This window comes from Brevundimonas vesicularis, from assembly GCF_014204545.1.
GTDB classification, from domain to species: domain Bacteria; phylum Pseudomonadota; class Alphaproteobacteria; order Caulobacterales; family Caulobacteraceae; genus Brevundimonas; species Brevundimonas vesicularis_B.
Genome location: NZ_JACHLJ010000001.1, coordinates 826,708 through 852,353 on the forward strand (window position 1 = coordinate 826,708; position 25,646 = coordinate 852,353).

Genomic DNA, 25,646 nt, shown 5'->3' on the forward strand with positions numbered 1-25,646 from the left:
GATGGCCAGAAAGACGATCTATTGCGCTCAGGCGTTCTGGCGCCGGGGCGGCCGGTTGGTCGGCGGTGAGGTGCGACAGTTCTTGAACGAGGATCGGGCGCGCGCCGGGGCGGACATTCTGCTGACCGGGGCGGACGGCGTTGCAGTCTTCAGCCTGGAGGGCCATCCAGACGAAGATCTTTGGGATGAACCAAAGATGATCGCGCTTATGGGCGACACGCCCCGCCACGACGTGCTGGCGGCCTAGACACCCGCACTGGCTGTGATACGCAAGATGATCAAGAGCGGCAGGGGGCCGCTAGGGGGAAGCATTTGGAAATCCTGATTATAGCCGCCTTCATCGGCCTCATCCCGGCGGCCGTTGCTAAGAACAAGGGTCATGGGCCATTCTTCTTGTGGTGGATCTACGGCGCTGCGATCTTCATCGTGGCCATCATTCACGCCATCATGCTCAAGCCCCAGGGAGAGGCGGCGCGACGCATGACGGCCCCTCCTCCCGGCTTCAGCCATGCCGATGAAATCGCCAAGTTGAGCGACCTGAAAGAGAAGGGCATCCTCACTGAGGCCGAGTTCCAAGCGAAGAAAGCACAGCTTCTCAGCTAACTCGCAGCCATCCTGGAACGACCAACGGCGGCTCCATAAGGGGCCGCCGTTTTGCTGTCAGAGCCAGTTTCCGAGGCCGTCGAGTATCTGGTCCCGTTCCTCATCAGCGATCACGTCGCTGGATTCCACGAACTCTACAATCTTCATCAGCACATCAGCGCCAACCACTCCCTTCACCTCCATGCGCCGGCCCTTTAGGTCGGCAGGCGTAGGAGCAAGCACGAGGGTGCAGCAAACGATGGATTGCCCCGAAGGCGTGGGATCAAGAAATGGGAAGTCCGTGCATGGAAGCGACAAGTCGCCCTCGTAGACGCGCACCTTTGGCGAGTTGAGATAGAGGTACCGGCCGGCAAGACTGACGCAGAGGTGGAACTTCTCTTTCCCGGCGCTCCCGCTCCAGAACAGCACCACCTCTCCCGGCTTGTGCATCAGGCGTAACGCGATGCCTCAGCGAGATCTGCTGCGAGCTCTTCGTCGGGCTCAGACATCACTCGCGCGTAGTTCATAGGCGCGGAGCCCTTTTCACCACGGCTATTCCAAGCCTCTGTGTACGCAGGGTTCCTATGCGTCTTATCAACGACGCCGCCGAAGCGCAGGCTCTTCACTTCATCTAGCGCGGCAGATAGCGCCGCCGTATCCGTTTTCGACAGCACGCGAAGGTTAGGATCACGGCGGGGTCCGCGATAGAAGTAGGCGCGATTGTGAGCGTGCTCTCGACGCCAAGGCGGCCATGCTTCATCAGCGAAGTAGTGGTTTGGATTGTAGTTCGGCTTCAGCATGTCATATGCCGCTTCGGGCACAGGGCCGAACTCCAACGCAGCGTAGTTGTCGAAAGTAATAGGCCGGCCGTAGCGCTCCAAATGGGCGACATCGGCCAGAAACAAAGACTTCACGATTTCATATTGCGTGACAGGCGCGCGCCTGCGCTCGCCCTCCTGCACAAGATACAGGGTGGCCTCCAATATGCGTTTATGGTTTGGCGTCAGCCTCACCGATTCCCTCCGTACCGCCACGTTATCCAGTATGATTCCTGAAGGATGCCTTGACAACGGCGCATTTTGAGGGCGGTCGCGCCCTCCCAGAACTAGACTAGCGTCAGCGGTATTGCTCAAGGCGCTCTAGGCGTCTCTCAAGGTCGTCAACCCGCAGCCGCTCCTCGTCAGACACGGCATAGGCGGCGTCGGCTCGTGCCTGGGCCTCGTCGGCCGCGTCTCTGGCTTCTTGATCTGCACAGCCCATGACGATCACACACGCTGCGACGGCAGCAACGCTGCGACCGAGCCGTCGCTTCATCCTTCGGTCCCTGTCCGCTTGAAGCTCTCCAGCACGCGAAGAGCCTGAGGCCTGCTTTCCTCGGGGATGTCAGCCCAAACGTCGAGGATGGCGGTCGGAAGGTCGTTGGGATCGTGGTCCAGCAGATAGCCGGGCGACGTGCTGAGGACCTTTGCGATTGGGTGCGCCCACTTGTCGGACAACCTGCGAACGCCGGTTTCGATGTGTCCAATAGTGGCAGTCGAACATCCTACAGCCTCCGCCAGCTCTTCCTGCGTGAGGTGGCGAAACATTCGCCAAGCGCGGACATGGTTCGGGAACGGAGCGTCTGCCATCTCTACATTATGAAGGGGCGGCCGCGCCGTGTCCTTGCATGGAATGTAGGATCGGGGCTTGTCGCGTGACCCTACACATTGTAGGGTTTGGTTATGACCCAGCAAATCACCTCTGCCGATCTTCGCCGGGCAGGCCTCTCCCGTAGCTTCGCTGATCATGTGATCGCGGGAACGAGAAATATCGGCGTCCCGCTCGCGCTCTGGCTCTTGGACAACCACAAGATCGTCTCCGGGCCGTTGGTCGGGAAGTCGCGGGCTGAGGTGCGGCTGTTGCGGTCCATCTATGAACCGCGCGCGCCGAAAAGCATCGAGCGCCGTGTCGCCGCCAACGACACCGACACCCCTCCCCAAGAGGCGGCGGCATGAAGCCCATGGTCATTATGCACTATGACGAGAAGGGTTGGCTCGACGTTCGTATCTCGGGCGAGGTCACGGTTTTGACCGTCGATGACCGAGTTCCCGCTGATCGGGTTTACGAGCACACCATCCAGGAAGACCGCGACGAACTGCTGGCTTTCGCTGACGGTCCTTGGGGCAACATCAACGACCAGCGCTCCGACCAGCTTCGTGTGAAGCTGCATCGGTTGGAGCATGGTCTCGCCGTTGTTGGCGAGGGCGCCTGAGATGCGCGCTCCCTCACAAATTTCGCGCTGCGCTGGGCTTGCACTTACCGGACGGGAGCCCGGGGGCTGCGGCGCGAAAGCTCCGGCGGGGGCCGCCCTCCCCCCAGGTCCCCGCCGGAGCACCCCATGCTGAGCAGCGACGATCTCCAGATGATCCGCGCCGTCGTCCGCCAGGAACTGAACGGCGCCCTGCATCCAAGCATCCGCCGCGTCGTGCCCGACCCTGCGTCGTTCGACGCCTACGTGGCCACCGCCACCTCTCCACCAGCCAACGACACTCAACCCGATCAACCTCCGCCTGATGCCGCCTGAGTAAGCGCACGAAGCGGAGCCGTCATGACGAAACCGAACGAGAACAGAGCAAGCACATGGACCGGCTCACACCTCTAGAACATGCAAACCTCGCCCGGCGGCTCATTGAGCATGTCGGCGGGTTGGACAAGGCGGCGAAACTCTGCCGCGTCGGCGTCAGCGACCTGTCGCTCTATCAAAATCCCAATCGCCCCGACCGGATCATGCCTGCGGACGTCATGAGCGCCCTTCAGGTCAATGGCGGGACGACGCTCTACTCCGACGCCCAGCTGGCCGAAGTGGATGCGCCGAGAACCGTCGTCGCCGATCCCATGCACCACGCCTGTGGGCTGGTGAAGGAAGCGGCCGACGTGCTGGGCGCGGTTCAAGCCTCGCTGTCCGACGGGACGGTGTCCGCCGCTGACTTCTCCAACTGCGACCGCGAACTGGCTGACCTTGAAGAGCGCATTATGGTGCTTCGGGCTGGTCTGCGCGGCGCTCATCTGCGGGCGGTGTCGTGATCGGTTACCTCTTCCTCCGCGCCCACGCCGCCTTCCAGGCCGCGACAGCGCCGATCCGAGAACGGAAGGTTGAGAGAGCCTTCGCCGCGCAACGCGATCTTTCTGACGCCAAGGATATGCTTCGTCGCGCGAAGCTTCGGAAAGACACCCGCTCGATCCACCACGCCGAAGCTGAGGTCCATCGTGCCCGCACCGCTCAACTGTCCGCTGAGCGGGCGATGGGGTGGCGGCTATGAGCGCGCCCCAGACCCACATCGTTGATCGCGTCTATCATGCCGATAGCGGCAAGTTCTGCACCCTGATTGGAAAGCCCGGCGTCTTCCGTTGCGATGACGACGTTGCGCCCGGCCTTTCAGTGATCGTGCGCGGAAACCGCGCGGAGAAGGCGCGATGACCGTGCCGACCAATCATGGGGCCATCGGCTCGGCCGGCCTTTTCGCGACCACTCGGCGCGGCGGCCTGACGGCTGACGAGATCCGGCAAGCGAAGGACATGCGCGCCAAGCGCTGGGGCATTCAAAACATCGCCAATGTCTTGGGGCGTTGCCGTGAGGACGTGCAGCGGGCGCTGGAGCCTGTCGCGCTTGAGGCCATTCCCGGCCCTACGTCGCCGCGCTCTGCTGACGAGCGGTTGAAGGCGGCGGAAGGTTATCGCGACAAGCGCTTTGCAGAGATGTGGGCCGGTTCGGCTTCTATTGCCGAAATAGCCGACCATTTCTCGGTCAGCACGAACACCATTCACAGCTGGCGCATCCGCCTCCGTCTTCCGACCCGGCAAGCGCCAGGGCTGGAACCGAAACAAACGGGATCGTCGAAGACATGCGGGCCGGAGGCTGAGCGCGTCGCTGACGCCATAGCCGGCATCTACGGCCTTCGGCTCAAGGATCTCGCGCCGCCGCCCTCGAAAGCCAACCGGTACGCCCACCCGCGCCAGCACATCATGGCCGCGCTCATGGATTGCGGCTACTCCGCGAAAAGCATTGGCGACCTTCTCCACACCGACAACGGCACCGTCAGCTACGGCGCCAAGGCGCACCGCCTGCGGCAGCGTCGGGCCGATGAGGTTGCGGCATGAACGCCATCATCCCCTTTCCCGATCGCGCTGGCCACGATCTGCTCAAGGACACGTCGGTCGGCGTCGCCTCCATCAGCCGCAAGGTTGATCGGATCATCGAGGACCACACACCTCATGCCCAAGCTGCGCGCCTGACGGTCCGGTTCGCCGTTCTGGCGGCCCGTGACCGAATGACGAAATCCGAACTGCTGAACGCCCTGCGTGACCTGACCGAAGAAGTCGAGGCCCAGCCATGAACATCCCCATCGACCAAATCACGACTTTTGATCGCGTCCGTCAGGCTTCCCGACCGCAGGTTGATGCCCTCGTCGCCAGCATTCGTGAAGTTGGCCTGCTGAACCCAATCACCGTGGCGCCGACCGACGGCGGTTTCGCCCTGGTCGCCGGCATGCACCGTCTGGAGGCCTGCCGCGTCTTGGGGATGACGGCAGTGCCAGCGATCACGCTCGACCTCGACGCCAATCAGCGGATCATCGCCGAGTGCGACGAAAATCTGTGCGCGCCGACGTTGACCGCGTCGGAGCGGGCCGAGTTCACCCGCCGGCGGAAGGCGGCCTATGAGGCGCTGCACCCCGAGACGCGGGCGGATGCACCTAAGGGCAACCAGTATGCTTCTCGCCAAGTTGGCGACAAGCAACCTGCCCCACGGTTCACTGCCGACACTGCCGCCTCGACGGGCCAGTCTGAGCGGGCCGTGCAGCGCGATGCCGAGCGAGGCGAGAAGGTCTCCGACGATGCCCTGGGCATGATCAAGGGCACCCGTCTCGACACCGGCAAGTACCTCGACAGCATCAAGAACCTCGCGCCCGAGGATCAGGTCGCTAAGGTCGAGGCCGACCTCGCGCCCTCAGAGCCTGACGAAAAACGGGACACTGCTCCACAAGCAGCGGTCGATCCCGAACGCCGCAAGCTGGCGAAGCTGACGACGGACGCCTTGATCGACGAGGTATTGGGTCTGCGCGCCGACCTTGCTGACGAAAAGACGAAGACCCTCAGTTTGAAGAACGAGCGTGAAGACCTTTCCGCCAGGCTGGCCGAGGCCACCTCCGGCGAACAGGGAAAGGTGATAGGCAACCTCCAGCGCCAGCTGCATCAGCTCAAGGGACGCATCGCAGAGCATCAGACTGCAGCCAAGCGATGGGAGCGAAAGGCCGTGAAGGCTGAGGCGCGCGTCAAGGAACTGGAGAACCTGCCGATCGACATGGGTGCGCTGTGAGCATCCTCGCCCGCATCCAAGCCCATGGCGGTCAGGTCGTCCGCGCCGAATGGAGGTTCACGCTCAAGCCCGGCCGTCTGTCGCCTGCCGCCCTCGCATGGCTGAAGGCGCACTGGCGCGCGGCGTGCGCTGAGGCATGGCCAGCGCTGGACCATTGGGAAGAGCGCGCGGCTATCCGCGAATACATGGGCGGGCAGTCTCGCGCCGAGGCTGAGGCCAGCGCCTATGCGGAGGTCGCCGGATGCTGACCTTCCGAGACCCAAAGGACATCGTTCTGCGCCCCTACCAGGATGCAGCGGTCGAAGGATTGCGCGACGGTCTTCGTGAGGGCCGCAAGCGTCTAATCCTGTGCGCCCCGACCGGTGCGGGCAAGACAGTCTTGGCGGCCCACCTTCTGAAGCAAGCTGATGAGAAGGGCAGCTACGCCTTGTTCCTCGTGGACCGCGTGGCCCTAGTGAACCAGACGAGCGAGACGCTCGACGAATATGGCGTCAACCACGGCATCGTGCAGGGCATCAACCGCCGCTGGGCTCCCCGCGAGAACGTGCAGGTCTGCTCGGTCCAGACGCTGGCTCGCCGGTCTCTGCCCCGGCGTCCGTCGCTGATCGTCTACGACGAAGCGCACTGCCAATACGCGGCGACCCTGAAGTTCATCGCCGACCATCCTGACGCCGTGGCCATCGGCCTGACCGCCACGCCATTCACCGCCGGCATGGCGGACCATTGGGAGGGTATGGTCAACGTCACGACGACGCGGACGCTGATTGACGACGGCTTCCTGATGGAGCCGAAGGTCTATATCGCCAGATCGCCGGATGAGAGCGAGTATGGTCGTAACAGCTTCGGCGAGTTCTCGGATGAGAGCGCAGCTTCGGCCGGCATCAAGATCGTCGGCGATGTGGTGGCCGAGTGGATCGCCAAGACAAACGAGCATTTTGGCGGCCCAGCCAAGACCATCGTTTTCAGCCCGACCGTCGAACATGGGCGCGAGCTATGCGCTGCCTTCGCAGCGGCTGGGTTTAACTTCCAGCAGATCAGCTACCAGGACCGCGACGACAACGAGCGCGCCGAAAAGATCGCTGAGTTCCGCCGCCCTGACAGCCTCATTCATGGGCTGGTCTCTTGCGGCGTGCTGACCAAGGGCTTTGACGTGCCAGACGTCCTGGTCGGGATCTCGTGCAAGCCTTACCGAAAGAGCCTGTCGAGCCACATCCAAGAGATAGGCCGCGTCATGCGGACCCATCCTTCGAAGACTAAGGCCCTCTGGCTCGATCATTGCGGCAACTTCGAACGCTTCGCCGTCGACATGTATGACGTCTGGGACAACGGCGCGGGTGAGCTGTCGTCAGCGACGAAGCGCGACAGCATCGCCCGTGAGCGCGAAGTTAAAAACCGCGAGCCGGTCAAGTGCGTCGAGTGCGGCGGAGGGATGCGAGGCAATACCTGCACAGCATGCGGGTGGGAGCGTCCGGCGCGCTCTGACATCCAGTCGGTCGCAGGTGAGTTGCGCGAGTTCGATCCGGCTGCCTTCGGCATGCAGGCGCGCGGCGGTCTGAGGGCGGACTGTTTGAAGCGGCCGAAGGACATCTGGCGTGCCGCTCTCAACTATTGCGCCGCCCACACCCGCCAGGGCGAAGATCATGCCCGGCGCTGGGCTTATGGCGTGTTCCGGGGCGTCTATCCCGGCGCCAAGGTGCCGAGCGGCTGGTATCATGCTCGCATCCCTGCCGTCGTGGACCCGGCAGCATACGGCTTGGTCGAACGCGAGACGGCTCGCTTCCGCAAGAAGTCGCCAATGAAGAGGGCAGCATGAACGCCCTTTCGCTGGATGAAGCCATGCGCCGGGCATGTGATGCCGTGAGGGTGTCGCCGCCCAAACGCCGATGCGCGCCCGGTCGATGGACCCGAACCGATTCCCTCGGGAAGAACGGAAAGAACGACGCGGCGGTGTTGATCGATGACGATCAGCAAGGCGGCTTCGTCTACAACTACCAGACGGCCCAAGGGCAGAAGTTCCGCGTCGATGGCGCGAACGATAACCGCCCGGCGGACCCGATGATCGAGATTCGCCGGCGGCAGCGGGACGCTGAACGTGAGACCGAGCGTCGAGACGTGGAGCGCATCTGTGCGGACTTGGTGCATGGGTGCAGGACGGACGTTCACCCCTACCTGAAGGCCAAAGGCTTCCCGGATGAGCTGGGGCTGGTCTGCGACGACCCTCGCCAGTTCTTCCCGTCCGGCCGGTTCGGCGACATGCTGGCCCACGCCTTGCCCGAGGGCCAGGGCCCGTTCCTGATCATCCCCGGCCGCGTCGGCAAGGCAATCACGACGGTTCAGTTCATCACGCCCGACGGCGCCAAGAAGAACATCCTTCGAGGCGTCATGTCTGGTGCCGCCCATCGGATCGCCACGGGGCGCGACACATGGGTTTGTGAGGGCATCGGAACCGCCATGACCATCAGGGCCGCCCTGCGCCTACTGGGGGCCTCGGCGACTGTCCTTTCGGCCTTCTCGGCATCCAATGTCGGTCAGGTGGCAGAATCCATCGCAGGATCGCGCATCGCAGCTGACCACGACAAGCCCGTCGAGACGCTAGACTGGAAGGGCGCGGGAGAGTTCTACGCCCGCCGCTCAGGTCGCCAGTGGACGATGCCCAAGCAGATGGGCGACGACTTCAACGACCTTCACCAGCGGGAGGGCCTTCGGGCCGTGGCGCTGCACCTTAGGGAGGCGCTGGGATGATGAAGAGACCCCGCGCTCTTGAGGAACGCGGGGCCGGCCTGGCGGACGGTTTGAAGACAGTGGCGCCAGAGACCGGAAGCCTACCACGGGGCGGAACCCCAGGCGAAGCGCAGTCCGAAAGAGTGAAGCGCGGTTCCCGGCACGATGACCAAGGTGTCGCAAGTAGCACTCGACGATCCGGCGATAGTCACTCGACCAGATCGGCCAAGACGACGGCTCGGCTCCGGCCAGCAAGATCGTGGAGGCATGGGGACCAACCTGGGAGGCCGCGAGGCCCCTGGGCTGGTCGTCCTATGCCTTCGCTCAGGCTCTCTCCTACCAGCAATACAAATCTGACCGAGGAAATTCAGACAGTGACCCGCGCCGATTTTTCCGCCAACCGCCACCACCAGGGAGCCGCAGCATAATGGCCAAGCGCAACTCTATCCCGCTGACCTTTGCGGAACAGCAAGAGCGAACTCGCGCCGCCAACGAGGCGCGGGCGATCAAACGCGCCCAGAAAGAGGCCGAGGCCCAGGGCGTCGCCCAAAAAGAGCAGCCCGAAACCAACGCTCTTCTGCGAGAGCGGCGAGCCGAAGTCGCGCGGTTGAAGGCCCAAGGCGCCGACGTGAACGTGGACAAGAACACGAATGAGGTCCTTGGAGCTTGGCGCCGGGACGTTTTTACGATCCTGCGCAACCGTCACGGAAAGCCGACCAACGGCTATCCCAAGGGCCGGCCCGCCCTTTCACAGCGCGCTTATGAGGCGTTTCGGGGCCACGAGACGGACATTCACCTGTCGGAGGGGGCGTCAGGTGGCGAACGCCGGCCCGACTTCATCCGCGCGACGTGCGAAGGCGCGCCGGGCCAGAACGTCACCCAGGAAGCGATAGACGCGGCCGGCCGGGTAAAGAAGACGCTGCTGGGCCTGTCGCCGACTGACGCTCGCCTGCTGACCGCCCTGATGACCGGAGAGAAGGCGCTGGCGCGAAACTGGCGCCAGACCGTGGAGGCGGAGACGGGAGAGACGGCTGACGAAAGCCAGGCGGCCCGGATCCGGGCCTTAGGTGAAAATCTGATCCACGCGCGCGGCGTCGCGACTGCCAAGGCCATCATCCCCGCCAACGACCGACCTGCCCTCGAGCCTCATCAGCAGAAGGTGACATGGTTCAGGGGCGCTGATTTCGGAAGATAACTCAGGGCTTTTCCGACCGGTCGAAGCAGGGTACACAAAGGCAAGGTCGCTTCGCGCGTCCAGAAGATCAGCCCCGCCTCTTTTGAGCGCGGGGCTTTTCGTTGCGCGTCAGATTTGACCAAGCGGCCTCAGCGCTGATCCATCGTGATCGGTGTCCACACGAGCTGAGCGCCGTCGACCGTAGTGTACGACCCCATTGGATTGCCGATTATCGCGCCTGTGTTCGGCACGGCAGCAAAGCTTTTACCGGTGACGGTGTCGAGCAACACCATGTCTCGCAGGTTACCCTGGTTGTAGATCATCCACCTGCCGACGTTTGATTGTTCGACGGGCTCTGGCTGCGGATTGCAGGCACCCAAAATCAGTAGAGCCGAAGCTACAAGAAACCTCTTCATCGATCCCCCCTATAAAAAACAACCTGCGGGATATTTCGATTCCCCGATTGAAAACAATCAAAGGAAATCAAACATGGCCCGAGGCGGTGCGCGCCCCGGCGCTGGGCGTAAGAAAGGCGCGATCACGACCAAGACGCGTGAGATCGCAGAAGCGGCTCTAGGCTCAGGTCTGACGCCTCTCGACTATATGCTCGGCATCCTTCGGGACGACCAGAAGCCGGAAGCCATGCGCTTCGAGGCAGCTAAGGCGGCGGCGCCATTCGTCCATGCTAGGCTGGCGGCCGTCGACGCCAACGTGAACCACGGCGGCATCAGCATCAACATCTCGCCGGACGACGCCGAGCTGTAGGGTGGCCTTTTCCCTGACGCCTAAGCAGCGAGAGGCGAACAGGCTTCTCGCCAGCGCGGCGACAAACATCATGCTTCGGGGCGGATCCCGATCGGGCAAGACGTTTCTGATCATTCGCGCCATGTGCGTCAGGGCGATGAAGGCGTCGAACTCGAAGCACGCCGTGTTCCGCTTTCGGTTCAATCACGCGAAGGCCTCTATCTGGCGAGACACCCTGCCGAAGGTCATGCGGCTATGTTTTCCGGGCGTGCCGCTGGAGCTGAACGAAACCGACCTGGTCGCCACCTTCCCAAACGGTTCGCAGTTGATCCTTGGCGGACTGGACGACAAGGCGAGGGTCGAGAAGATCCTCGGCGGCGAGTACTCGACCATCTACTTCAACGAGAGCAGCCAGATACCCTGGTCCTCGATCGAAGTGGCGATGTCGCGCCTAGCTGAGAACAGCGGCCTCGCCCTCAAGGCCTATTACGACTGCAACCCGCCATCGAAGCTGCACTGGTCGTTCCAACTCTTCCGGCTGAAACTGAAGCCCGGCACCAAGGAGGCGGTCTCCGATCCCGACGACTATGTCGAGATGCTGGTCAACCCGTCAGACAACCGAGCCAACCTGCCATCGAAGTATTTCGACATCCTGGGCGGAATGTCGGCCGCCAAGCGCCAGCGTTTCGAAAAGGGCGAATGGGCGTCCGAGGTCAACGGTGCCCTCTGGTCGCTTGACGATCGCGAGGCGCCCGATGGCCGGGTAATCCCCGGCATCGACAGCACGCGGATCGCGACGCCAGCCTTGCCCCAGATGGTGCGGGTCGTGATCGCAGTTGATCCATCCGGCACCAAAGGCGACGGCGGCGGGGACGACATCGGCATCGTTGCCGCCGGCAAGGGCATCGACGGCCGGGCCTACGTCCTGGCTGACAGAACCTGCCAACTGTCCCCCGATGGATGGGGGCGAATGGCCGTTCAGGCCTATCACGACTTCCAGGCCGACCGGGTCATCGGGGAGTCGAACTTCGGCGGCGACATGGTCCGCTTCGTCGTCCAGACGGCCGACAAGCGCGTCCCCTACGCTGAGGTCAAGGCCAGCCGGGGCAAGACCGTTCGGGCTGAGCCTGTGTCCGCCCTCTACGAACAGGGCCTAGTGTCGCACGTCGGCGACTTCCCGGATCTGGAGGACCAGATGGTCAACTTCACCCAAGCCGGATTTGTCGGCGAGGGCTCACCAGACCGCGCCGACGCACTGGTCTGGGCCCTGACTGAGCTGATGCTTAGCGGCACGAACTACAGCCTGGCCAACGTCTGATGCGCCTGTTCGCCGCCGACCGCCTCGTCAACCTCGTCACCGCCATGGGGACGCAGAAGGACAAGGCTTCGGCTGCGGCCTACTCGATGGCCTATCTCAGTCCCGAGCAGGCAAACACCGCCTATCGAACCGACTGGATATGCCGCAAGGCCGTGGACATCCCGGCCTTCGACATGATCCGCGAAGGCCGGAACTGGCAGGCCGAGGCCACCGCAATCGAGAAGCTGGAAGCCGAAGAGGCCCGGCTACAAGTCTGGCCCAAGCTGGCCCGCGTGCTGAAAATGGCCCGCCTGCATGGTGGCGCCGCGCTAATCCTGGGAACCGGGGAGACGACCCTCGGTCAACCGCTTCGCCTCGACAGCGTCGGCGCCGGCGGGCTGAAGTTCATCCACGTCGCCAGCAAGTACGAGATCAGCGCAGGCCTGATCGATAAAGACCCCGCCTCCCCCGGTTGGGGCGAGCCGATCAAGTACACGATGAGCGGGAACGGCGGCCGGCAGGTCGATCTGCACCCCTCGCGCGTCATCCGTTTCGTCGGCGCCGAACTGCCCGACCTCGCCACCGGGAGCGACGGTTGGGGCGACAGCATCCTTCAGGCCCTGGACGAGGCGATCAAGAACGCGGGCCTCGCCGCTGCCGGCATCGCCCAGCTGCTCCAAGAGGCCAAGGTCGACGTCTTCAAGCTGCCGAACTTCATGGCGAACGTCGGCGACGAATCCTACCGCCAGAAGGTGCTGGACCGCATCAGCCTGGCCAACACCGCCAAGTCGATCAGCAACGGCTTGGTGATGGATGCCGAGGAAGACTACCAGCAGAAGCAGGTCAGCTTCTCGCAGCTGCCCGAGGTGCTGCAGCTATATCTTCAGATCGCCGCCGGCGCCGCAGACATCCCCGCAACCCGCCTGCTGGGTCAGTCGCCATCGGGCATGAACAGCACCGGCGAGAGCGACCTCCGCAACTACTATGACCGGCTCGCCGCCGAGCAGCAGGTCTATCTTCGCCCCCGGCTGGAACGCCTCGACGAACTGCTGATCCGCTCGGCCTTGGGCTCACGTCCCCCGGAGGTCCACTTCACCTTCGCCCCCCTGTGGCAGATCAGCGAAAAAGAGAAGGCGGACATTTTCAAGACCACGGCCGACGCAGCGCGCACCATCGCGGGCAATGGCGGCACGTCCGAACCGCTGATGCCGCTTGAGGCTCTGTCCGACGCCCTGGTCAATCGTCTGGTCGAGGACGGTCACTTGCCCGGCCTTGAGGCCGCCATGGACGAATACGGGCGTCTCAGCGAGCAGGACGATGACACTGGTGCTGACGAAGAAGCGCTGGCTCTGGTCACCCCCCAGATTGCGCCTCCCGTCGTCGCTGTAGACGCCGCGCCCCGCAGCCTCTACGTCCAGCGCAAGCTGTTGAACGCCGCCGAGTTCATTGCCTGGGCCAAGGCGCAGGGCTTCGAGACAACGACCCCTGCCGACGATCTGCACGTCACGATCGCCTTCAGCCGTGTCGCGGTGGACTGGATGAAGGCGGGTCAGCCCTGGAGCAACGACAAGAACGGACACCTGCTTGTTGAACCCGGCGGCGCCCGTCTGGTCGAGAAGCTGGGCGACAAGGGCGCGGTCGTGCTGCTCTTCAACTCATCCGAACTGGCTTGGCGCCACGAAGCGATCCGCCGCGACGCCGGCGCATCGTGGGACTATCCCGAGTACCAGCCGCACGTGACGATCACCTATGCCGGCGGCACCATCGATCTGACGAAGGTCGAGCCTTATCGCGGCAAGCTGCTCTTCGGCCCGGAAATCTTCCAGGAGCTGGACGAAGACTGGTCCTCGCGGCTCACCGAAGCCTGATCCCAGGAGACCGCTATGCAGTTCACGGACGCCGCGCCGATCGCAGGGGTGCGCCTGACGCGTGACGGCTACGCCGTCGCCGAAGTTCGCGCCGCGCGCACCGGCATTCAGCAATACGCCGGTTCCGAAGTCGGCCGGCCCGACCTCGCCGTGGTCAATGTCTACCGCCCGCCCGAGAGCGTTTTCGCCAACGACAGCATGGCGAGCTACGGCTTCAAGCCGGTCACCATCAACCATCCGGCGGAGGGCGTGACCGCCGATAGCTGGAAGGCCCTGGCTGTGGGCGTCGTCGGCGGCGATGTCGTCCGAGACGGCGGGTTCGTGAAGGTGCCGCTGGCCCTGATGGATTCCGCCGCAATCAAGGCCGTGCAGGACGGCACGCGCGAAATCTCGATGGGCTACGTCTGCGATCTCGCTTTCGAGGACGGGGTGACGCCGGAGGGCGAGCCCTATCAGGCGATCCAGAAGGACATCCGCATCAATCACCTCGCGCTCGTGCCGAAGGGCCGCGCGGGTCCGCAATGCCGTCTCGGGGATCAGGGCGCCCCTAAGACAGCTCCGACCAAAGCGCCCCTCAACCATGGAGACCGTCTCATGACGCTCAAGACCATCACCGTGGACGGCCTCCCGGTCGAGACCACGGACGCCGGCGCCATCGCCATCGACCTGCTGCGGGGCAAGCTGTCCCAGGCCGCCGATGCGATGTCCGCCGCCAAGACCACCCACGACGCCGCCCTCGCCGCCAAGGATGCCGAAATGGCAGCCAAGGACGCCCAGATCGCGGACCTGAAGACCAAGGTGCTGGACGGCGCCGCCCTCGACGCTCTGGTCGCTGAGCGCTCGACCATCGTGGCGAAGGCCAAGGCGCTGGACGCCAAGGTCGTGACCGACGGCAAGTCGAACGCCGAGATCAAGCGGGCCGTTCTGGGCGACGCCGCCAAGGACAAATCCGACGCCTACGTCGATGCCGCCTTCGACCTGAAGACGGCCGACATCAAGACGCCGGACCCCCTGCGCGAGGTCATCACCGACGGCGTCAACGTCGCCGACGCGCTGGCCCAGCGCGACGCCGCCAAGGAGGCGCGACTGAACCGCCTCAACGGCATCATCGAAGCCGCGGCTTAAGGAGCACCTGACATGGCTGTTGTTCAATCCACCTACGCCAACGACATCCCGGTCGGCTATCCCGGCATGGTCGCCAATGGCGAAACGTCGAACCGCATCTCGCGCACCTGCGAAGACGCGGGCGGCATCCCCTTCGGTGCGCCGGTCTGGCGTGGAGCCGGCGACCGTGGCTGCACCGCCACCGTCGGCACCGCCGCCAACTTCCTCGGCTTCGCCATCGCTGACCACGGCGTCCAGGCGTTGCCGGGCGGCGTCGCGGCCGACGTCTATCCGCGCTACGCCAGCGTCGGGATCATGACGGACGGTGTCATCTGGGTCACCGCCACGGGCGCCAATGTTGACGGCGCTGCCGTGACGATCGGCACCGGTGCGGGCGCCGCTGACGCCATCGGCGACGTCGCCGCCGACGCCACCCACATCGCCACCGGCGGCTGGGTCTTCGACGACACCACCACGGCGACGGGCCTCGCCCGCATCGCCAAGCGCTAAAGGAGCGTCATCACCATGCGTGAGATCAACTTCGCCGACGCTCAACAGGCGCTCGGCTTCATCACCCCGCAGCTTCTGCGGATCGAGACCCAGGTCTATCAGACCAAGTACCCGAGCTTCGATTATTCCCGCCTGATGACCGTCAACACCGACGGCGACATGTGGGACATCGGGTCGGTCTTCTACTCGGGCGACTTCGCCGGTAAGGCCGAGTTTCTGTCCGGCAAGGGCTTCGACATGCCCTTCGCCGACATCAGCCAGTCGCAGTTCCTGCAACAGAACCACCTTGCCGGCATCGGCTATGAGTGGTCGCTGCAAGAGCTGCAACGGGCCGCCAAGCTCGGTCGCAACCTGTCGTCCGACAAGGCCATGGCCGCCTCCAAGGTCGCCGAGAGCTTCTGCTACGGCATCGCCATTCGCGGCAATGTCGAGAAGGGCCTCACCGGTCTGGTCAACGATCCGAACGTCCCGACTGCTACTGTGGCAGCCGACGGCTCCGGTTCGGGCACGGCGTTCACCACCAAGAACCCCGACCTGATCCTGCGGGACATCAACGCGGCCCTGAACGCGCCGTATAACGCGACCAACGAGACCCAGGTCGCCAATACGCTGCTGCTGCCGACTTCGCGTCTGCAGTACATCGCCGGCCTGCGGATCGGTGACGGCGCCGACACCCTGATGAAGTACATCCGGGAGAACAACGCCTACACCCTGGCTACCGGGCAAGAGCTGACCATCATCGGCACCCGTGAGCTGGAAACCGCCGGCGCGGGCAACTCGGCCCGGATGATCGCCTACGACAACAGCCGGGACGTGGCCCAATTCCACCTGCCCGGCCCGCATGAGTTCCTGCCTGCCTTCCAGAAGTCTTCGATGACCTGGGAAGTCGGCGGCATCATGAACGTCGGCGGCGTCGAAATCCGCCTGCCCAAGGGCATTGCCTATCGGGACGGGATCTGATCATGGCCAAGTTCACCAACTACACCCAAGGCCCCAAAGGCCTGAACACCGAGACCGGCCTCGTCTACGTCGAGGCTGGTCAGACGGTGGACGTCGAAATCAGCAAGGACGAGGCGGCATCCGCCAAGAAGACCGGCTGGTTCTCGGCACCGAAGCATCAGGCCGAGGCGGCTCCCCCGTCGGAGCCGACCGATGCGGAGATCATCGACGCCCTGAGCGCCGATGACAAAGCCGCCTATGACAAGCTGGACGACGCCGGGAAGGCGAAGTTCCTGGCTGACAAGAAGGCCGCCTGATCGTGGCGGGCTACGGCAGCGACCAACGCTTCACCGACTGGATGGCCGACAACGGCTATTCCACGTCGGGTGATGGCGTGCTGACCGTAGCCCAGCTGCGTCAACGTGGGTCCGCATACATCGACGCCCTCTATGAGCCAAAGTTCCCCGGTCAGCGCACCGGCGGCTTGGAGCAAGAGCGCGCCTTCCCTCGTACCGGCGCATCGGCCTATGGCCAGACCATCGGCTCCGACGTCATCCCTCTCGCTGTCGAGCACGCCAGCTATCATGCGGCACTCCAAGAGGACGTGACCCCCGGCAGCCTGTCGGTCGGCGTCACAGCCGCCGGCGCCGTGAAGCGCGAGCGCATCGAGGGCGCGGTCGATATCGAATACTTCGAAGGCTCTGGCGATGCCGCAGCCGACGCAACAATCCGGCTGAGCGCTGTGGAAGGTTTGCTCGCCCCATTCTTCTCTCGGCCGATGCCGGCGATCTTTGTGGTCTGATGCCCAAGTTCGACTACAGCCGTCCGCTGGCGACGGCGAACCGGCTGTTTGATCGCTATGGCCAGCGCGGCGCGATCCGACGCACCACCCCCGGCACCCGCCCATCATACGACCCCGGCCCTTCCACATATTCCGACGACCCGACCGACATGGTCGTCACCGACTTCAGCAGCCGCGAGATCGACGGCACCCGCATTCTGGCGACCGACAAGAAGATCATGGTCGCGCCCGGCGCGCTGACCGCGCCCCCCGCCCTCTCCGACAAGGTGGTCGAGGCTGACGGAACGGTCTACAACATCGTTCCGCCGATCCAGACGAAGCGCCCGGCAGGCACGACGCTGGTCTACATCCTCCAGGGCCGCCGATGACCACGAAGAACTCTGTGATGCTGGCCACCGCCACGCTGCAGGACATCATCAGCAAGGGTAAGGCGATGAGCGCGTGCGCCATGCGCCAGGACGGCGCCGGCCCCCGCGAGGCCCTCCGCAACGACGCCCACGCCCTGCTGGACGCCTATCTCGACCACATGGCTGACGCGGGCACCCACGCCCGAGCCATCATCCCGGATTGATCCATGGCCACCACCCGCGCGAACCGGCAGGTCTATGCCGACCTGCTGGCTCGCTATGGTGTGGCGGTCGCTGACGCGTTCTTCCGAGCGCTGGACAGCCTTCGGGCCGGGGTTGAGCTGCAACGGGTCACAGCTGCCCTCCAGAACGGCGACATCGACGCGGCGCTGGAAGCCCTGCACATCGACCCCGAGGTCTTCAACGAAGTCGCCGAGCGCGCCAAGCAAGCCCACGATGAGGCGGGCAAAGTCACTGCATCGGCCATGCCGAAGCGCGGCGCTGACGGCACCGCCCTGATTGTCCGGTTTGACGGCCGTAACCCTGAAGCCGAGGCCTGGCTCTCGCGCCGGTCTTCGGATCTGATCACCCGCCTGACGACTGAGCAGCGCCAGCTGGTTCGTGACACCCTCTCCGACAGCATGCGCCGGGGCGTGAACCCGCGTCAGGCCGCGCTAGATATTGTAGGCCGCATCAGCCGCGTCACTGGCAAGCGTGAGGGCGGTATTCTCGGGCTTTCCGCGCCCCAGGCCGAATACGTCGCTACCGCGCGCGGTGAACTCGACAGCGATGACCCGGCCGCCCTGAAGCACTATCTGACGCGCATCCGGCGCGACAAGCGCTTTGATCGATCGGTCATCAAGGCGATCCGCGAAGGCACACCCGTCGACCCCGCCATCGCCGCCAAGGCTGTCACCGCCTACGAGCGCCGGCTTCTGAAGTTGAGGGGCGAGACCATCGGCCGGGTCGAGACACTGACCTCGATGCAGCGCGCCAAGTTCGAAGCTTATCGACAGGCCATTGCATCGGGGAAGGTCGCCGAGAACGTCGTCACGAAGGTCTGGCGCTCCGCTGGCGACTTGCGGGTCCGCCATACGCACCAAGCGCTGAACGCCGAGAGCGTGCGGTTCAATGAGGCATTCCGCAGCCCGTCGGGTGCCTTGATGCGCTTCCCGATGGACACCGCGCTCGGGGCCGGCCCGCAAGAGATCGTCGGCTGTCGGTGCGACTGTGAATACCGGATCGACTTCCTGGCGAACCTGAGGTGATGCAATGGCCAACGTCACCTTCAAGGAACAGGTGACGGCTTGGACCACTCGGACGAAAGAGCGGATGCTCGCGGTTCGAAATGAAAGCGTTCAGCGCGTGATCGAGGTCATGCAAGAGCCTGGCCCATCAAAGGCCGGCACCAAGCGTGCAATCGCCGCTGGCGCTGGCCTCGGCAAGCTGAAGAAAGACGGCTCGCGAGGCGTCAGCAAGAAAGCATTCGGGCCGGTCGCGCCCGGCGGTACGGGCAACATGCCTGTCGATACCGGCTTCCTGCGGGCGTCGCTCCGGGTCGGAAAGGCGCCACTATCGGTCGCGGTCAGGCAGCCGCCCGAAAATCCAGGCTCCTATAGCTGGAACGCGTCGAGCGTGAGCCTCGTGCTCACCCGGCTCACGATAGAAGACCCCATCGAGGCCAAGTACACGGCCGTCTATGCGCGGGTCGCGGAGTACGGCGCCGGCGGCCGACCAGCGCGTCGGTTCGTTTCACTGGCTGCGCAACAGTGGCCCCAGATCGTCCAGCAGGTCTGCATTGAGGCCCGCGCTCGCACAGGCGGCGGTTTCGATCAGATGCAGCCACGAGCCGCTAACGGTCGCTTCGTATCGGACAGAGGGTAACCCATGGCCGATCCCGCCATCGTCGCCGACCTGCTGCTGGCTCGCGCCGCGCTGATGGAAACCCAAGGCCCAGCCCTGCCGGTCGCCATGCCCGACGTGGCCTTTCAGCCCCCAGTCGACAGCCAAGGCGAGGCCCTGCCCTACATTCGCGTCGACCTCTTCTCCAATGCGCCGCTCTGGGAAGGCCTGGCGTCGGGCCGCATCGACCAGGGGCTTCTGCAGGTTACCGTCGTCTGGCCCGAAGGCGAAGGCATCGTCGCCGCCCGTCGCATTGCCTCACACGTCATGGCCCACTTCCAAAAGGGGTTGCGCCTTTTCGGCCCAGCCACCCGCGTCACCGTCAACAAAGAGCCTTGGGCCGCATCGCCGATCACAGAGCCTGCTGAGACGCTGACGCCCATCACCATCAGCTGGACGGCCGTCTGAGCCCTCCCTGACCGCCCTCACTCGCCGAGATGGGCTCCGGCTTCAAACCAAAGGAGCCACCCATGGCAATCGGCACCTCCGAAGGCTCGACCGTGTTCATCGGTCCGGTCACCAACGTCACCACCCTCGCTGCTCTGAAGGCCCTGACCGGCTGGGTCGAGATTGGCGACGTCGAAAGCATCGGCGAGTTCGGCCCCCAGAAGCAGGACGTCAGCTTCACGCCACTCAAGGGACCGAGCGTTCAGCACCTGGTCGGCGCCGTCGATAACGGCATGCTGCCGATCGTCTACGCCCACAACCCGCTGGATGCTGGTCAGATCGCTCTGCGCGCCGCCGCTGGCACGAAGTTCGAATACGCGGTCAAGATCGTCTTGGCTGATGAGGCCGACGAGAACGACACGCCGACGACCTTCTATGCGCGCGGCCCGGTCTTCGGGAACCGCATCAACGTCGGCGGCGCCAACGACGTCCGCAAGCGCACCTCCAACATCGGCTTGAACGTCTTCGAAGAAGAGCCGGGCGCCGCCGTCACCTGATTTCGACCTCCCCCCCCCAAACTCAACGGCCGGGTCGCGCCCGCGCCGTCCTTTTGAAGGACACCCCTATGGACCTCTCCACCCTCGACACCTCAGCCTTGGCCAACGAAGGCGCGGTGCTGGAGCTTCGCGGCCCCGACGGCAATCCGGTGCTGCAGGAAGACAACTCGCCGGTTTCGATCACCCTGCTTGGCGAGGACTCCGACGTCGTCACCAAGCACAACAACGGCATCGCCAACCAGTTTTTGCGCTCAGCCACTGGCGGCCCGGCCATCACCGCCGAGGCCAGCAAGGACAACGAGATCGCCAAGTTCGCCAAAGCCACGGTGTCGTGGAACGGGATCGTGCTTGATGGTGAGGCGCTGGCCTGCAACGAGGCGAACGCCAAGCTGATCTATCGCCGCTTCAGCTGGATCCGTGATCAGGTCCGCGCCTTTATGGGTGACCGCGCCCGTTTTCTGCCGACCTCGCCGAAGACCTGATCGCCTTCGCTGAGGCCGTCGCCGGCGGGACGCCACAGACCAAGCTCCCGCCGCTTCCCCAGGCGATCACCCACCTCTGGCTAGCTCTCGTCGATCTTCAAGCCACGCGCGACAGAGGCATGGCGGTCGGGCCGATCACATGGGCCGAAATCAACGCCTACGACGCAGCCACGCTCGCCGGCCTGTCCGCTTGGGACAAGCGCCTGATCCGCCGCGCCGACGACGTCTATGAGGCCGTGCGGCTGGGCGTGAAGCCGAAGCCAACGAGCGTCGCCGGGATCAAGGCCAGCCTCAGGGCCGCCATCGCAGCGCGCAAAGCCCGCCAGCCTCAGGAGCCGCCAGCATGACCGACCTGGCGACCCTGGGCATCCGCGTCGAAAGCCAAGAGGCGGATGTCGCCGAAAAGCGCCTCGACAACCTGTCAGCTTCTGCTGCCAAGGCCGAGAAGAGCGTCGACGCTCTAGCTGTTGCAGCCCGTCGGGCCGACGGCGCTACCTCGACCATGAACACGGCAGTGCGCGAGCAGGGCCGGGTTATGACGGCGGCCCGGAACAGCATCGGTCTGACGGCTGCTGAAGGCCTGAACCTGTCGCGCCAGTTCGCCGACATCGGCGTCACCGCCGCCATGGGCATGAACCCGCTCATGATCGCCCTTCAGCAGGGGCCGCAGCTGCTGGACATCTTCCAGATGGCGGCGATGCGGACGGGCGTCACAGTTCGGGCCGCGATGCTGACTGCGGCAAGCGGGGCCTGGGCCGCAGCTGCTCCCTTCGTCCCTCTGGTTGCTGCTGCAACGGCTGCTGTGGCGGTCATCGGCGGTGGCCTGGCTTTGGCGGCACGCGGCGCCAACAAGGAGTTCGGTGACCTCGAAAAGGGCCTTGGCCTGACCGACGAGCAGCTGAAGAAGGTCACCGACACGTCGATCGGCATGGGTGACATCGTCATCGCAACCTTCCAGGAAGCGGGTGAGGCCATCATGGACGCCTTCGACGGGCCGCTGAAGGCCGCGAAGCAGGCGACCAATCAGTTCCTCGATGAGTTGGCGACGAACACAGTCAAGGAGTTGAAGGTCGTCGTCGGCGCGTTCGTCGGGGCGTTCGGTGCGATCAAGGCCACGTGGAGCCTTCTGCCCGGCGCAATCGGCGACGCCGCCTACACGGCCGCCCAGGCCGCGATCAATGCGGTGAACTGGCTGATCCAGAAGTCGGTCGACGGCATCAACAGCCTGCGGAACCAGTTCAACGCCCTACCCGCCTGGATGCGCGGAGGCGAGACGGCTCCGACCCTGGCGGCTCCGCGCATCGCGGCGCTGGCCAATCCCTATGCTGGGCAGATGCGCAATGTCGGAGAGGTCGGCTCGGCTGCCTTCAACCGCGACTTCGCCCGCGGCGGTGCCTACGTCGATCAGGCGTTCGACGCCATCGGCCGGCGCGCACGAGACAACCAGATCGCATCCATTCGCCGACAAGCCGGCGACGCAGATGAAAGCGGCGCCGGCCGCGCCGCCCGTGAAGCCGCGAAACTGCGCGAGGTGCTGGACCCCCTGCCCCGCATCGACCTTCAACCGCTTCGGGTGCAGTTCATCGAGCTGGTCGAGCCGCTGAAGCTGATAGCTGATGAGCTGCGTCTTATCGACGGCCTGGCCCAAGAGACAGCCCAGGGGCTGGCGTCTGCTTTCGGCGAGACTGGCCGAGCGATGGGCGATCTGCTGACCTCGATGACGCGCTATCAGTCGCGGGTCGCGGAAATCAATCTCGCCGAGAAGGAATATCACCTCAGCGCTGCCCAGGCTGAGCGAGAGCGTGCCTACGCCCAGATCGCCAACTACGGTGACATGCTGGCGGCCGCCAAGGGCTTCTTCCAAGAGGGCAGCGACGGTTACCGCGTCCTCCAAGCCGCTGAGGCCGCCTATCGCGTGTTCCAGTTCGCCATGTCGGTCCAGGCGATGGCCCAGAACGCCGCAGAGACGAGCGCCAGTGTCGCCGGATCCGCCGCAAAGGGCACAGCATCGGCCGCCGCCGGTGCCGCCAAGATGTTTGAGGCTTTGGGGCCGTTTGGCTTCCCCGTCGTCGCAGCGATGATCGCCTTGCTGGCTTCGCTCGGCCTCAAAGGCAAAGGCGGCGGTGGCGGATCGGCCTCACCGTCTCTGGACGGATCGGTGGCGAAGTCGCAGGGCTACAGCCAACAGGCCGACGCCACGCAATCCTCTTTCGCCGCATCGCTGGCCCAGAAGGTCGAGGTGCGCGTCACCGCCGACCGCGACGGCCTGAACGCCTATGTAGCGCAGACCGCCCGCGAGGAAGCCACGCCTTTAGTCATGCAGGGCATGGCGGCGGCCTCGGGCGCAACCCGGGCCCAGGTAATGTCGGACCTCGACAAGGGCCGCACCTATAGCCGAGGCTGACACTCGACCGCGGGGCAGGCCCGTGGCAGGATCGAGCGATGATCTCAGCACTCTTCGCCCTTCTGGTCGCCGCAACGCCTGCGCAGGCCGCGCCGCCACTTCAAAACGCAGCCCAGATCAAGGATGCGCTCGACACGCGCCTGACCGACTATCCGTCGGCACGCTTCCGGCGCGTCCAGGTCAGCGAGGACGGCTCGATGATCTGCGGCGAGGTGAACAGCAAGAGCCCCGCCGGCGGATATGAAGGCTGGAAACCCATGATCATCGTCAACGCGCAGTCCGCGCCTGACGTCCAAATCGCGCAGGCGCCGGCGCCCGCTCGTGATTTCCAGGCTCGGTGCAGTTCACGCTCGGACTGGCGATCTGCCGATTATGCAGCCGCGCTCGTCCACACCGACTGAAGGCACACGCCACAGCCTGAAGCCTACCAAGGGGCAGTTCTTCGGAGCTGCCCTTTCTGATTCCGGGAGCCAAGATGCCAAAGCAGCTTCCGACCCCGCGCTTCATCAGCGCCGAGCCGACTATCGTGTCGTCCAGCATCGATCAGCGCAGCGCCACTGGGTCCAATCGTCAGAAGGGCATGCGGAAGGGCAGCCACTATTCGTTCGAAATGGCCTTGGAGCCTATGAGCCACGCCGAGGCCCTGACTTGGCTGGACCTCCGCAACGAGGCCGACACCGTCATCATCGACGTTCCACAGATGGGCCTGGAGATCGGAACGCCCGGAACCACGCTGGTCAACGGCTCGGGTCATGCCGGTGCCAACCTCCCCATCAAGGGCTTCACGCCCGGCTACGTCGTCCGCAAGGGCCAGGCCTTCAACCACATCGGCAGCGATGGCGTGCGCCGCATCTATGTCGCCGCCTCGGCCGTGACCGCCACCGACGGCACCGCGACCGTCCCGCTTGAGACCATGCTGAACTGGCCCGTCACGAATAATGAGGTCGTGACCTTCTCCGATGTCCGCATCGAGGGCTTTGCCGCTGTCGAGCGCGGGTCGTTCCTGCAAGACGGCGATGGCTGGCACCACATCCGCTTCACGGTCGAAGAACCCGGCTGATGGATCCCGCCACCTCTGCCGCCTATAGCCAGCGGGTATGGACGCGGGCGCTATTGGTGCGCCTGGACCTCCCCGGCGGCACCTACTGCCTGACCGATGGCGGCTTCGTCTTCTACGACGGCTTCTACTATCTCGGCGCTGAGCCAACGCTCGGCCTGTTCCAAGGCATTTCCGGCCTGACCAGCGGCATGGGCAATCAGACGACGCGGGTTGACCTGCGCGTCCTGCCCAAGAGCAACGCAGCCGCCTCGATCCTGGGATCGCCCAACACACAGGGCAGCCGGGTCCGCGTCTGGCGTGGCGCCATTGATCGGCAGACCGGACTGTTGGTCGGCGCGCCCGTCCTCCGCTTCGACGGCGAGATCGATCAGCCCAGGTTCGCCATCAGCTCCGACCGATCGCTGACCATCGCCTGCGGCACCCAATCGGCTCGCCAGTTGGAAGAGAACGCCGATTGGCGCGGCAACCACAGCTTCCACACCACTCGGTGGCCCGGCGAGGCCGGAATGGTCCGCGTCGCCGGCATTTCGAAGATCACGCAAGATTTGGGGACGTGGCGCACATGATCGACGAACGCATCCGCCGCGCCGCCGCTGCCGAAGCCTGCTGGAAGCGCTTCTATGGCAAGGCCTACGACCCCGGCAAACGCGACTGCGTGAAGCTGGCGACCCATGCGCTGATCAAGATGGGCCACGGCTCCGGCCCGATGAAGGGGCTCGTTTATGCAAGCGAAGCGCAGGGCCTGAAGCTGCTTCGCAAGGCTGGCTTTAAGTCCCTGCCGGAAGCGCTGGATGCGCGAGGCCTGCCGCGGATTGCGCCGGCCGCCGCCATGCAGGGCGACTTGATCGCCCTCGACGCGGGCGAAGAGAACCCCTTCGGCGCCGCGCTCACTGTCGCAATGGCTGACGGCATCGTCCTCGGCTTTAGCCAGGGCATCTGCTCGACGTGGCGCCCCCTCGCCTATCAAGCGGCTTGGCGCTTGTAATGCCGGAGATCGCCGCCGCCGTTGTAACGGCCATCGCCTATGTCGGAACCGCGACCACTGCCGTCGTCGCGGGCACCGCAACCTTGGCTCAGATCGCCACTGTCGCTGCGGTCGGCATCGGCGCCGGTGTCGGGAGCATGGCCGCCGCCAAGGCGCTGACGCCCGAGATCGGCAGCCAGGGCGCCGCCGTGCGCTGGGAGGCCAACCCCGACGCGCCACTGCGCTTCGCCTTCGGTCGTGTCGGCGTTAAGGGCAACATCGTCGACGCCGCCATCTACGGCCCCGACCGGATGTACGTGTCGTTCGCCTGCACGGTCTCGGCGGCTGGGCCCATCAAGCGCTTCGTCAGCTTCCGAGCCGGCGACTACTACATGTCGTTCGACGGTGCAGGCGCGGCGATCAACGAGCCCTATCGCGGCGAGATGTGG

The 25,646-nt window shown here is 64.7% G+C and carries 41 protein-coding genes; 35 read left to right on the forward strand and 6 right to left on the reverse strand.

Annotated elements, in window-relative coordinates; genetic code table 11:
* The first annotated feature begins 1 nt into the window (after nucleotide 1).
* The gene (locus tag HNP47_RS04180; RefSeq protein ID WP_184278454.1) at nucleotides 2–247 is read left to right on the forward strand and encodes a hypothetical protein; all 246 of its coding nucleotides are present in this window, start codon (nucleotides 2–4) and stop codon (nucleotides 245–247) included.
* A gap of 65 nt (nucleotides 248–312) precedes the next feature.
* Nucleotides 313–603: an SHOCT domain-containing protein gene (locus HNP47_RS16175; protein ID WP_221414909.1), complete on the forward strand. Its 291-nt coding sequence runs from the start codon at nucleotides 313–315 to the stop codon at nucleotides 601–603.
* Nucleotides 604–660: 57 nt separating this feature from the next.
* On the opposite strand, the gene HNP47_RS04190 is transcribed toward HNP47_RS16175, so the two are convergent.
* The 4 genes from HNP47_RS04190 to HNP47_RS04205 all read right to left on the reverse strand — a co-directional run bounded on the left by HNP47_RS04190 (nucleotide 661) and on the right by HNP47_RS04205 (nucleotide 2,369).
* Nucleotides 661–1,032, reverse strand: a complete 372-nt coding sequence (locus tag HNP47_RS04190; RefSeq protein WP_184278455.1) for a hypothetical protein — start codon at nucleotides 1,030–1,032, stop codon at nucleotides 661–663.
* Nucleotides 1,032–1,565, reverse strand: a complete 534-nt coding sequence (locus HNP47_RS04195; RefSeq protein WP_184278456.1) for a Panacea domain-containing protein — start codon at nucleotides 1,563–1,565, stop codon at nucleotides 1,032–1,034. Before HNP47_RS04195 ends, HNP47_RS04190 begins: the two co-directional genes overlap by 1 nt.
* 133 nt (nucleotides 1,566–1,698) lie before the next feature.
* On the reverse strand, nucleotides 1,699–1,896 hold the full coding sequence (locus HNP47_RS04200) for a hypothetical protein (protein ID WP_184278457.1): 198 nt from the start codon (nucleotides 1,894–1,896) through the stop codon (nucleotides 1,699–1,701).
* Nucleotides 1,893–2,369 (reverse strand): helix-turn-helix transcriptional regulator, encoded by a 477-nt coding sequence (locus HNP47_RS04205; RefSeq protein ID WP_311770019.1) that lies wholly within the window; start codon nucleotides 2,367–2,369, stop codon nucleotides 1,893–1,895. The genes HNP47_RS04200 and HNP47_RS04205 overlap by 4 nt, the downstream gene beginning before the upstream one ends.
* Here HNP47_RS04205 and HNP47_RS04210 point away from each other — a divergent pair.
* From HNP47_RS04210 to HNP47_RS04225, 4 genes are all read left to right on the forward strand, one after another.
* Complete coding sequence (locus HNP47_RS04210) at nucleotides 2,304–2,576, forward strand: hypothetical protein (RefSeq protein WP_184278459.1); 273 nt, start codon at nucleotides 2,304–2,306, stop codon at nucleotides 2,574–2,576. The genes HNP47_RS04205 and HNP47_RS04210 overlap by 66 nt on opposite strands.
* Nucleotides 2,573–2,833 (forward strand): hypothetical protein, encoded by a 261-nt coding sequence (locus HNP47_RS04215; RefSeq protein WP_184278460.1) that lies wholly within the window; start codon nucleotides 2,573–2,575, stop codon nucleotides 2,831–2,833. The genes HNP47_RS04210 and HNP47_RS04215 overlap by 4 nt, the downstream gene beginning before the upstream one ends.
* A gap of 126 nt (nucleotides 2,834–2,959) precedes the next feature.
* Complete coding sequence (locus HNP47_RS04220; protein ID WP_184278461.1) at nucleotides 2,960–3,145, forward strand: hypothetical protein; 186 nt, start codon at nucleotides 2,960–2,962, stop codon at nucleotides 3,143–3,145.
* A gap of 56 nt (nucleotides 3,146–3,201) precedes the next feature.
* Nucleotides 3,202–3,645: a hypothetical protein gene (locus HNP47_RS04225; protein WP_184278462.1), complete on the forward strand. Its 444-nt coding sequence runs from the start codon at nucleotides 3,202–3,204 to the stop codon at nucleotides 3,643–3,645.
* Here HNP47_RS04225 and HNP47_RS04230 read toward each other — a convergent pair.
* On the reverse strand, nucleotides 3,624–3,827 hold the full coding sequence (locus tag HNP47_RS04230) for a hypothetical protein (protein ID WP_184278463.1): 204 nt from the start codon (nucleotides 3,825–3,827) through the stop codon (nucleotides 3,624–3,626). The genes HNP47_RS04225 and HNP47_RS04230 overlap by 22 nt on opposite strands.
* 50 nt (nucleotides 3,828–3,877) lie before the next feature.
* Between HNP47_RS04230 and HNP47_RS04235 the strand changes: the two genes are divergently transcribed.
* The 8 genes from HNP47_RS04235 to HNP47_RS04270 all read left to right on the forward strand — a co-directional run bounded on the left by HNP47_RS04235 (nucleotide 3,878) and on the right by HNP47_RS04270 (nucleotide 9,851).
* Nucleotides 3,878–4,039, forward strand: coding sequence for a hypothetical protein (locus tag HNP47_RS04235; protein WP_184278464.1), 162 nt, complete (start codon nucleotides 3,878–3,880; stop codon nucleotides 4,037–4,039).
* Entirely contained in the window at nucleotides 4,036–4,719 is a 684-nt protein-coding gene (locus HNP47_RS04240) for a hypothetical protein (RefSeq protein ID WP_184278465.1), read from the forward strand. The genes HNP47_RS04235 and HNP47_RS04240 overlap by 4 nt, the downstream gene beginning before the upstream one ends.
* Nucleotides 4,716–4,955, forward strand: a complete 240-nt coding sequence (locus tag HNP47_RS04245; RefSeq protein ID WP_184278466.1) for a hypothetical protein — start codon at nucleotides 4,716–4,718, stop codon at nucleotides 4,953–4,955. Before HNP47_RS04240 ends, HNP47_RS04245 begins: the two co-directional genes overlap by 4 nt.
* Nucleotides 4,952–5,935 (forward strand): ParB N-terminal domain-containing protein, encoded by a 984-nt coding sequence (locus tag HNP47_RS04250; RefSeq protein WP_184278467.1) that lies wholly within the window; start codon nucleotides 4,952–4,954, stop codon nucleotides 5,933–5,935. The genes HNP47_RS04245 and HNP47_RS04250 overlap by 4 nt, the downstream gene beginning before the upstream one ends.
* Nucleotides 5,932–6,183, forward strand: coding sequence for a hypothetical protein (locus HNP47_RS04255; protein WP_184278468.1), 252 nt, complete (start codon nucleotides 5,932–5,934; stop codon nucleotides 6,181–6,183). Before HNP47_RS04250 ends, HNP47_RS04255 begins: the two co-directional genes overlap by 4 nt.
* Nucleotides 6,177–7,748, forward strand: coding sequence for a DEAD/DEAH box helicase (locus HNP47_RS04260; protein WP_184278469.1), 1,572 nt, complete (start codon nucleotides 6,177–6,179; stop codon nucleotides 7,746–7,748). The genes HNP47_RS04255 and HNP47_RS04260 overlap by 7 nt, the downstream gene beginning before the upstream one ends.
* A gap of 137 nt (nucleotides 7,749–7,885) precedes the next feature.
* Nucleotides 7,886–8,677, forward strand: a complete 792-nt coding sequence (locus tag HNP47_RS04265) for a hypothetical protein (protein ID WP_184278470.1) — start codon at nucleotides 7,886–7,888, stop codon at nucleotides 8,675–8,677.
* Between the two features lie 406 nt (nucleotides 8,678–9,083).
* Nucleotides 9,084–9,851 (forward strand): hypothetical protein, encoded by a 768-nt coding sequence (locus HNP47_RS04270; protein ID WP_184278471.1) that lies wholly within the window; start codon nucleotides 9,084–9,086, stop codon nucleotides 9,849–9,851.
* Nucleotides 9,852–9,979: 128 nt separating this feature from the next.
* Here the strand turns inward: HNP47_RS04270 and HNP47_RS04275 are convergent, their stop codons facing one another.
* Nucleotides 9,980–10,246 carry a hypothetical protein gene (locus HNP47_RS04275; RefSeq protein WP_184278472.1) on the reverse strand — a complete coding sequence of 89 codons (267 nt, stop codon included), beginning with the start codon at nucleotides 10,244–10,246 and terminating at the stop codon, nucleotides 9,980–9,982.
* Between the two features lie 73 nt (nucleotides 10,247–10,319).
* On the opposite strand from HNP47_RS04275, the gene HNP47_RS04280 reads away from it, so the two are divergent.
* The 21 genes from HNP47_RS04280 to HNP47_RS04380 all read left to right on the forward strand — a co-directional run bounded on the left by HNP47_RS04280 (nucleotide 10,320) and on the right by HNP47_RS04380 (nucleotide 25,218).
* Nucleotides 10,320–10,595: a hypothetical protein gene (locus HNP47_RS04280; RefSeq protein ID WP_184278473.1), complete on the forward strand. Its 276-nt coding sequence runs from the start codon at nucleotides 10,320–10,322 to the stop codon at nucleotides 10,593–10,595.
* 70 nt (nucleotides 10,596–10,665) lie between these two features.
* Nucleotides 10,666–11,892 carry a phage terminase large subunit gene (locus HNP47_RS04285; protein ID WP_184278474.1) on the forward strand — a complete coding sequence of 409 codons (1,227 nt, stop codon included), beginning with the start codon at nucleotides 10,666–10,668 and terminating at the stop codon, nucleotides 11,890–11,892.
* Nucleotides 11,892–13,739, forward strand: a complete 1,848-nt coding sequence (locus tag HNP47_RS04290; protein ID WP_184278475.1) for an anti-CBASS protein Acb1 family protein — start codon at nucleotides 11,892–11,894, stop codon at nucleotides 13,737–13,739. The genes HNP47_RS04285 and HNP47_RS04290 overlap by 1 nt, the downstream gene beginning before the upstream one ends.
* Before the next feature lie 15 nt (nucleotides 13,740–13,754).
* Nucleotides 13,755–14,864 (forward strand): DUF2213 domain-containing protein, encoded by a 1,110-nt coding sequence (locus HNP47_RS04295; RefSeq protein WP_184278476.1) that lies wholly within the window; start codon nucleotides 13,755–13,757, stop codon nucleotides 14,862–14,864.
* A gap of 12 nt (nucleotides 14,865–14,876) precedes the next feature.
* Entirely contained in the window at nucleotides 14,877–15,353 is a 477-nt protein-coding gene (locus HNP47_RS04300) for a hypothetical protein (protein ID WP_184278477.1), read from the forward strand.
* Between the two features lie 15 nt (nucleotides 15,354–15,368).
* Nucleotides 15,369–16,313, forward strand: a complete 945-nt coding sequence (locus HNP47_RS04305; protein WP_184278478.1) for a DUF2184 domain-containing protein — start codon at nucleotides 15,369–15,371, stop codon at nucleotides 16,311–16,313.
* A 2-nt stretch (nucleotides 16,314–16,315) separates the two neighbouring features.
* Nucleotides 16,316–16,609: a hypothetical protein gene (locus tag HNP47_RS04310; protein ID WP_184278479.1), complete on the forward strand. Its 294-nt coding sequence runs from the start codon at nucleotides 16,316–16,318 to the stop codon at nucleotides 16,607–16,609.
* Between the two features lie 2 nt (nucleotides 16,610–16,611).
* Nucleotides 16,612–17,094 carry a DnaT-like ssDNA-binding protein gene (locus HNP47_RS04315; protein WP_184278480.1) on the forward strand — a complete coding sequence of 161 codons (483 nt, stop codon included), beginning with the start codon at nucleotides 16,612–16,614 and terminating at the stop codon, nucleotides 17,092–17,094.
* The gene (locus tag HNP47_RS04320; RefSeq protein WP_184278481.1) at nucleotides 17,094–17,462 is read left to right on the forward strand and encodes a hypothetical protein; all 369 of its coding nucleotides are present in this window, start codon (nucleotides 17,094–17,096) and stop codon (nucleotides 17,460–17,462) included. The genes HNP47_RS04315 and HNP47_RS04320 overlap by 1 nt, the downstream gene beginning before the upstream one ends.
* Complete coding sequence (locus HNP47_RS04325) at nucleotides 17,459–17,665, forward strand: hypothetical protein (protein ID WP_184278482.1); 207 nt, start codon at nucleotides 17,459–17,461, stop codon at nucleotides 17,663–17,665. The genes HNP47_RS04320 and HNP47_RS04325 overlap by 4 nt, the downstream gene beginning before the upstream one ends.
* A 3-nt stretch (nucleotides 17,666–17,668) precedes the next feature.
* Nucleotides 17,669–18,709 (forward strand): head morphogenesis protein, encoded by a 1,041-nt coding sequence (locus HNP47_RS04330; protein ID WP_184278483.1) that lies wholly within the window; start codon nucleotides 17,669–17,671, stop codon nucleotides 18,707–18,709.
* Nucleotides 18,710–18,713: 4 nt separating this feature from the next.
* A complete protein-coding gene (locus tag HNP47_RS04335) occupies nucleotides 18,714–19,325 on the forward strand; it encodes a hypothetical protein (protein ID WP_184278484.1) in 612 nt (203 codons plus the stop codon).
* 3 nt (nucleotides 19,326–19,328) lie between these two features.
* On the forward strand, nucleotides 19,329–19,751 hold the full coding sequence (locus HNP47_RS04340; RefSeq protein WP_184278485.1) for a phage tail terminator-like protein: 423 nt from the start codon (nucleotides 19,329–19,331) through the stop codon (nucleotides 19,749–19,751).
* A 62-nt stretch (nucleotides 19,752–19,813) separates the two neighbouring features.
* Nucleotides 19,814–20,287, forward strand: coding sequence for an iron ABC transporter substrate-binding protein (locus HNP47_RS04345; protein ID WP_184278486.1), 474 nt, complete (start codon nucleotides 19,814–19,816; stop codon nucleotides 20,285–20,287).
* A 68-nt stretch (nucleotides 20,288–20,355) separates the two neighbouring features.
* Nucleotides 20,356–20,769 carry a hypothetical protein gene (locus tag HNP47_RS04350; protein ID WP_184278487.1) on the forward strand — a complete coding sequence of 138 codons (414 nt, stop codon included), beginning with the start codon at nucleotides 20,356–20,358 and terminating at the stop codon, nucleotides 20,767–20,769.
* A 119-nt stretch (nucleotides 20,770–20,888) separates the two neighbouring features.
* Nucleotides 20,889–21,116 (forward strand): hypothetical protein, encoded by a 228-nt coding sequence (locus tag HNP47_RS04355; protein WP_184278488.1) that lies wholly within the window; start codon nucleotides 20,889–20,891, stop codon nucleotides 21,114–21,116.
* Nucleotides 21,113–23,173, forward strand: coding sequence for a phage tail length tape measure family protein (locus HNP47_RS04360; protein ID WP_184278489.1), 2,061 nt, complete (start codon nucleotides 21,113–21,115; stop codon nucleotides 23,171–23,173). Before HNP47_RS04355 ends, HNP47_RS04360 begins: the two co-directional genes overlap by 4 nt.
* Before the next feature lie 38 nt (nucleotides 23,174–23,211).
* Nucleotides 23,212–23,574, forward strand: coding sequence for a hypothetical protein (locus HNP47_RS04365; protein WP_184278490.1), 363 nt, complete (start codon nucleotides 23,212–23,214; stop codon nucleotides 23,572–23,574).
* A 74-nt stretch (nucleotides 23,575–23,648) separates the two neighbouring features.
* Nucleotides 23,649–24,233 carry a hypothetical protein gene (locus HNP47_RS04370; protein WP_184278491.1) on the forward strand — a complete coding sequence of 195 codons (585 nt, stop codon included), beginning with the start codon at nucleotides 23,649–23,651 and terminating at the stop codon, nucleotides 24,231–24,233.
* On the forward strand, nucleotides 24,233–24,799 hold the full coding sequence (locus HNP47_RS04375; RefSeq protein WP_184278492.1) for a hypothetical protein: 567 nt from the start codon (nucleotides 24,233–24,235) through the stop codon (nucleotides 24,797–24,799). Before HNP47_RS04370 ends, HNP47_RS04375 begins: the two co-directional genes overlap by 1 nt.
* Complete coding sequence (locus tag HNP47_RS04380) at nucleotides 24,796–25,218, forward strand: DUF6950 family protein (RefSeq protein WP_184278493.1); 423 nt, start codon at nucleotides 24,796–24,798, stop codon at nucleotides 25,216–25,218. Before HNP47_RS04375 ends, HNP47_RS04380 begins: the two co-directional genes overlap by 4 nt.
* Nucleotides 25,219–25,646: the final 428 nt, after the last annotated feature.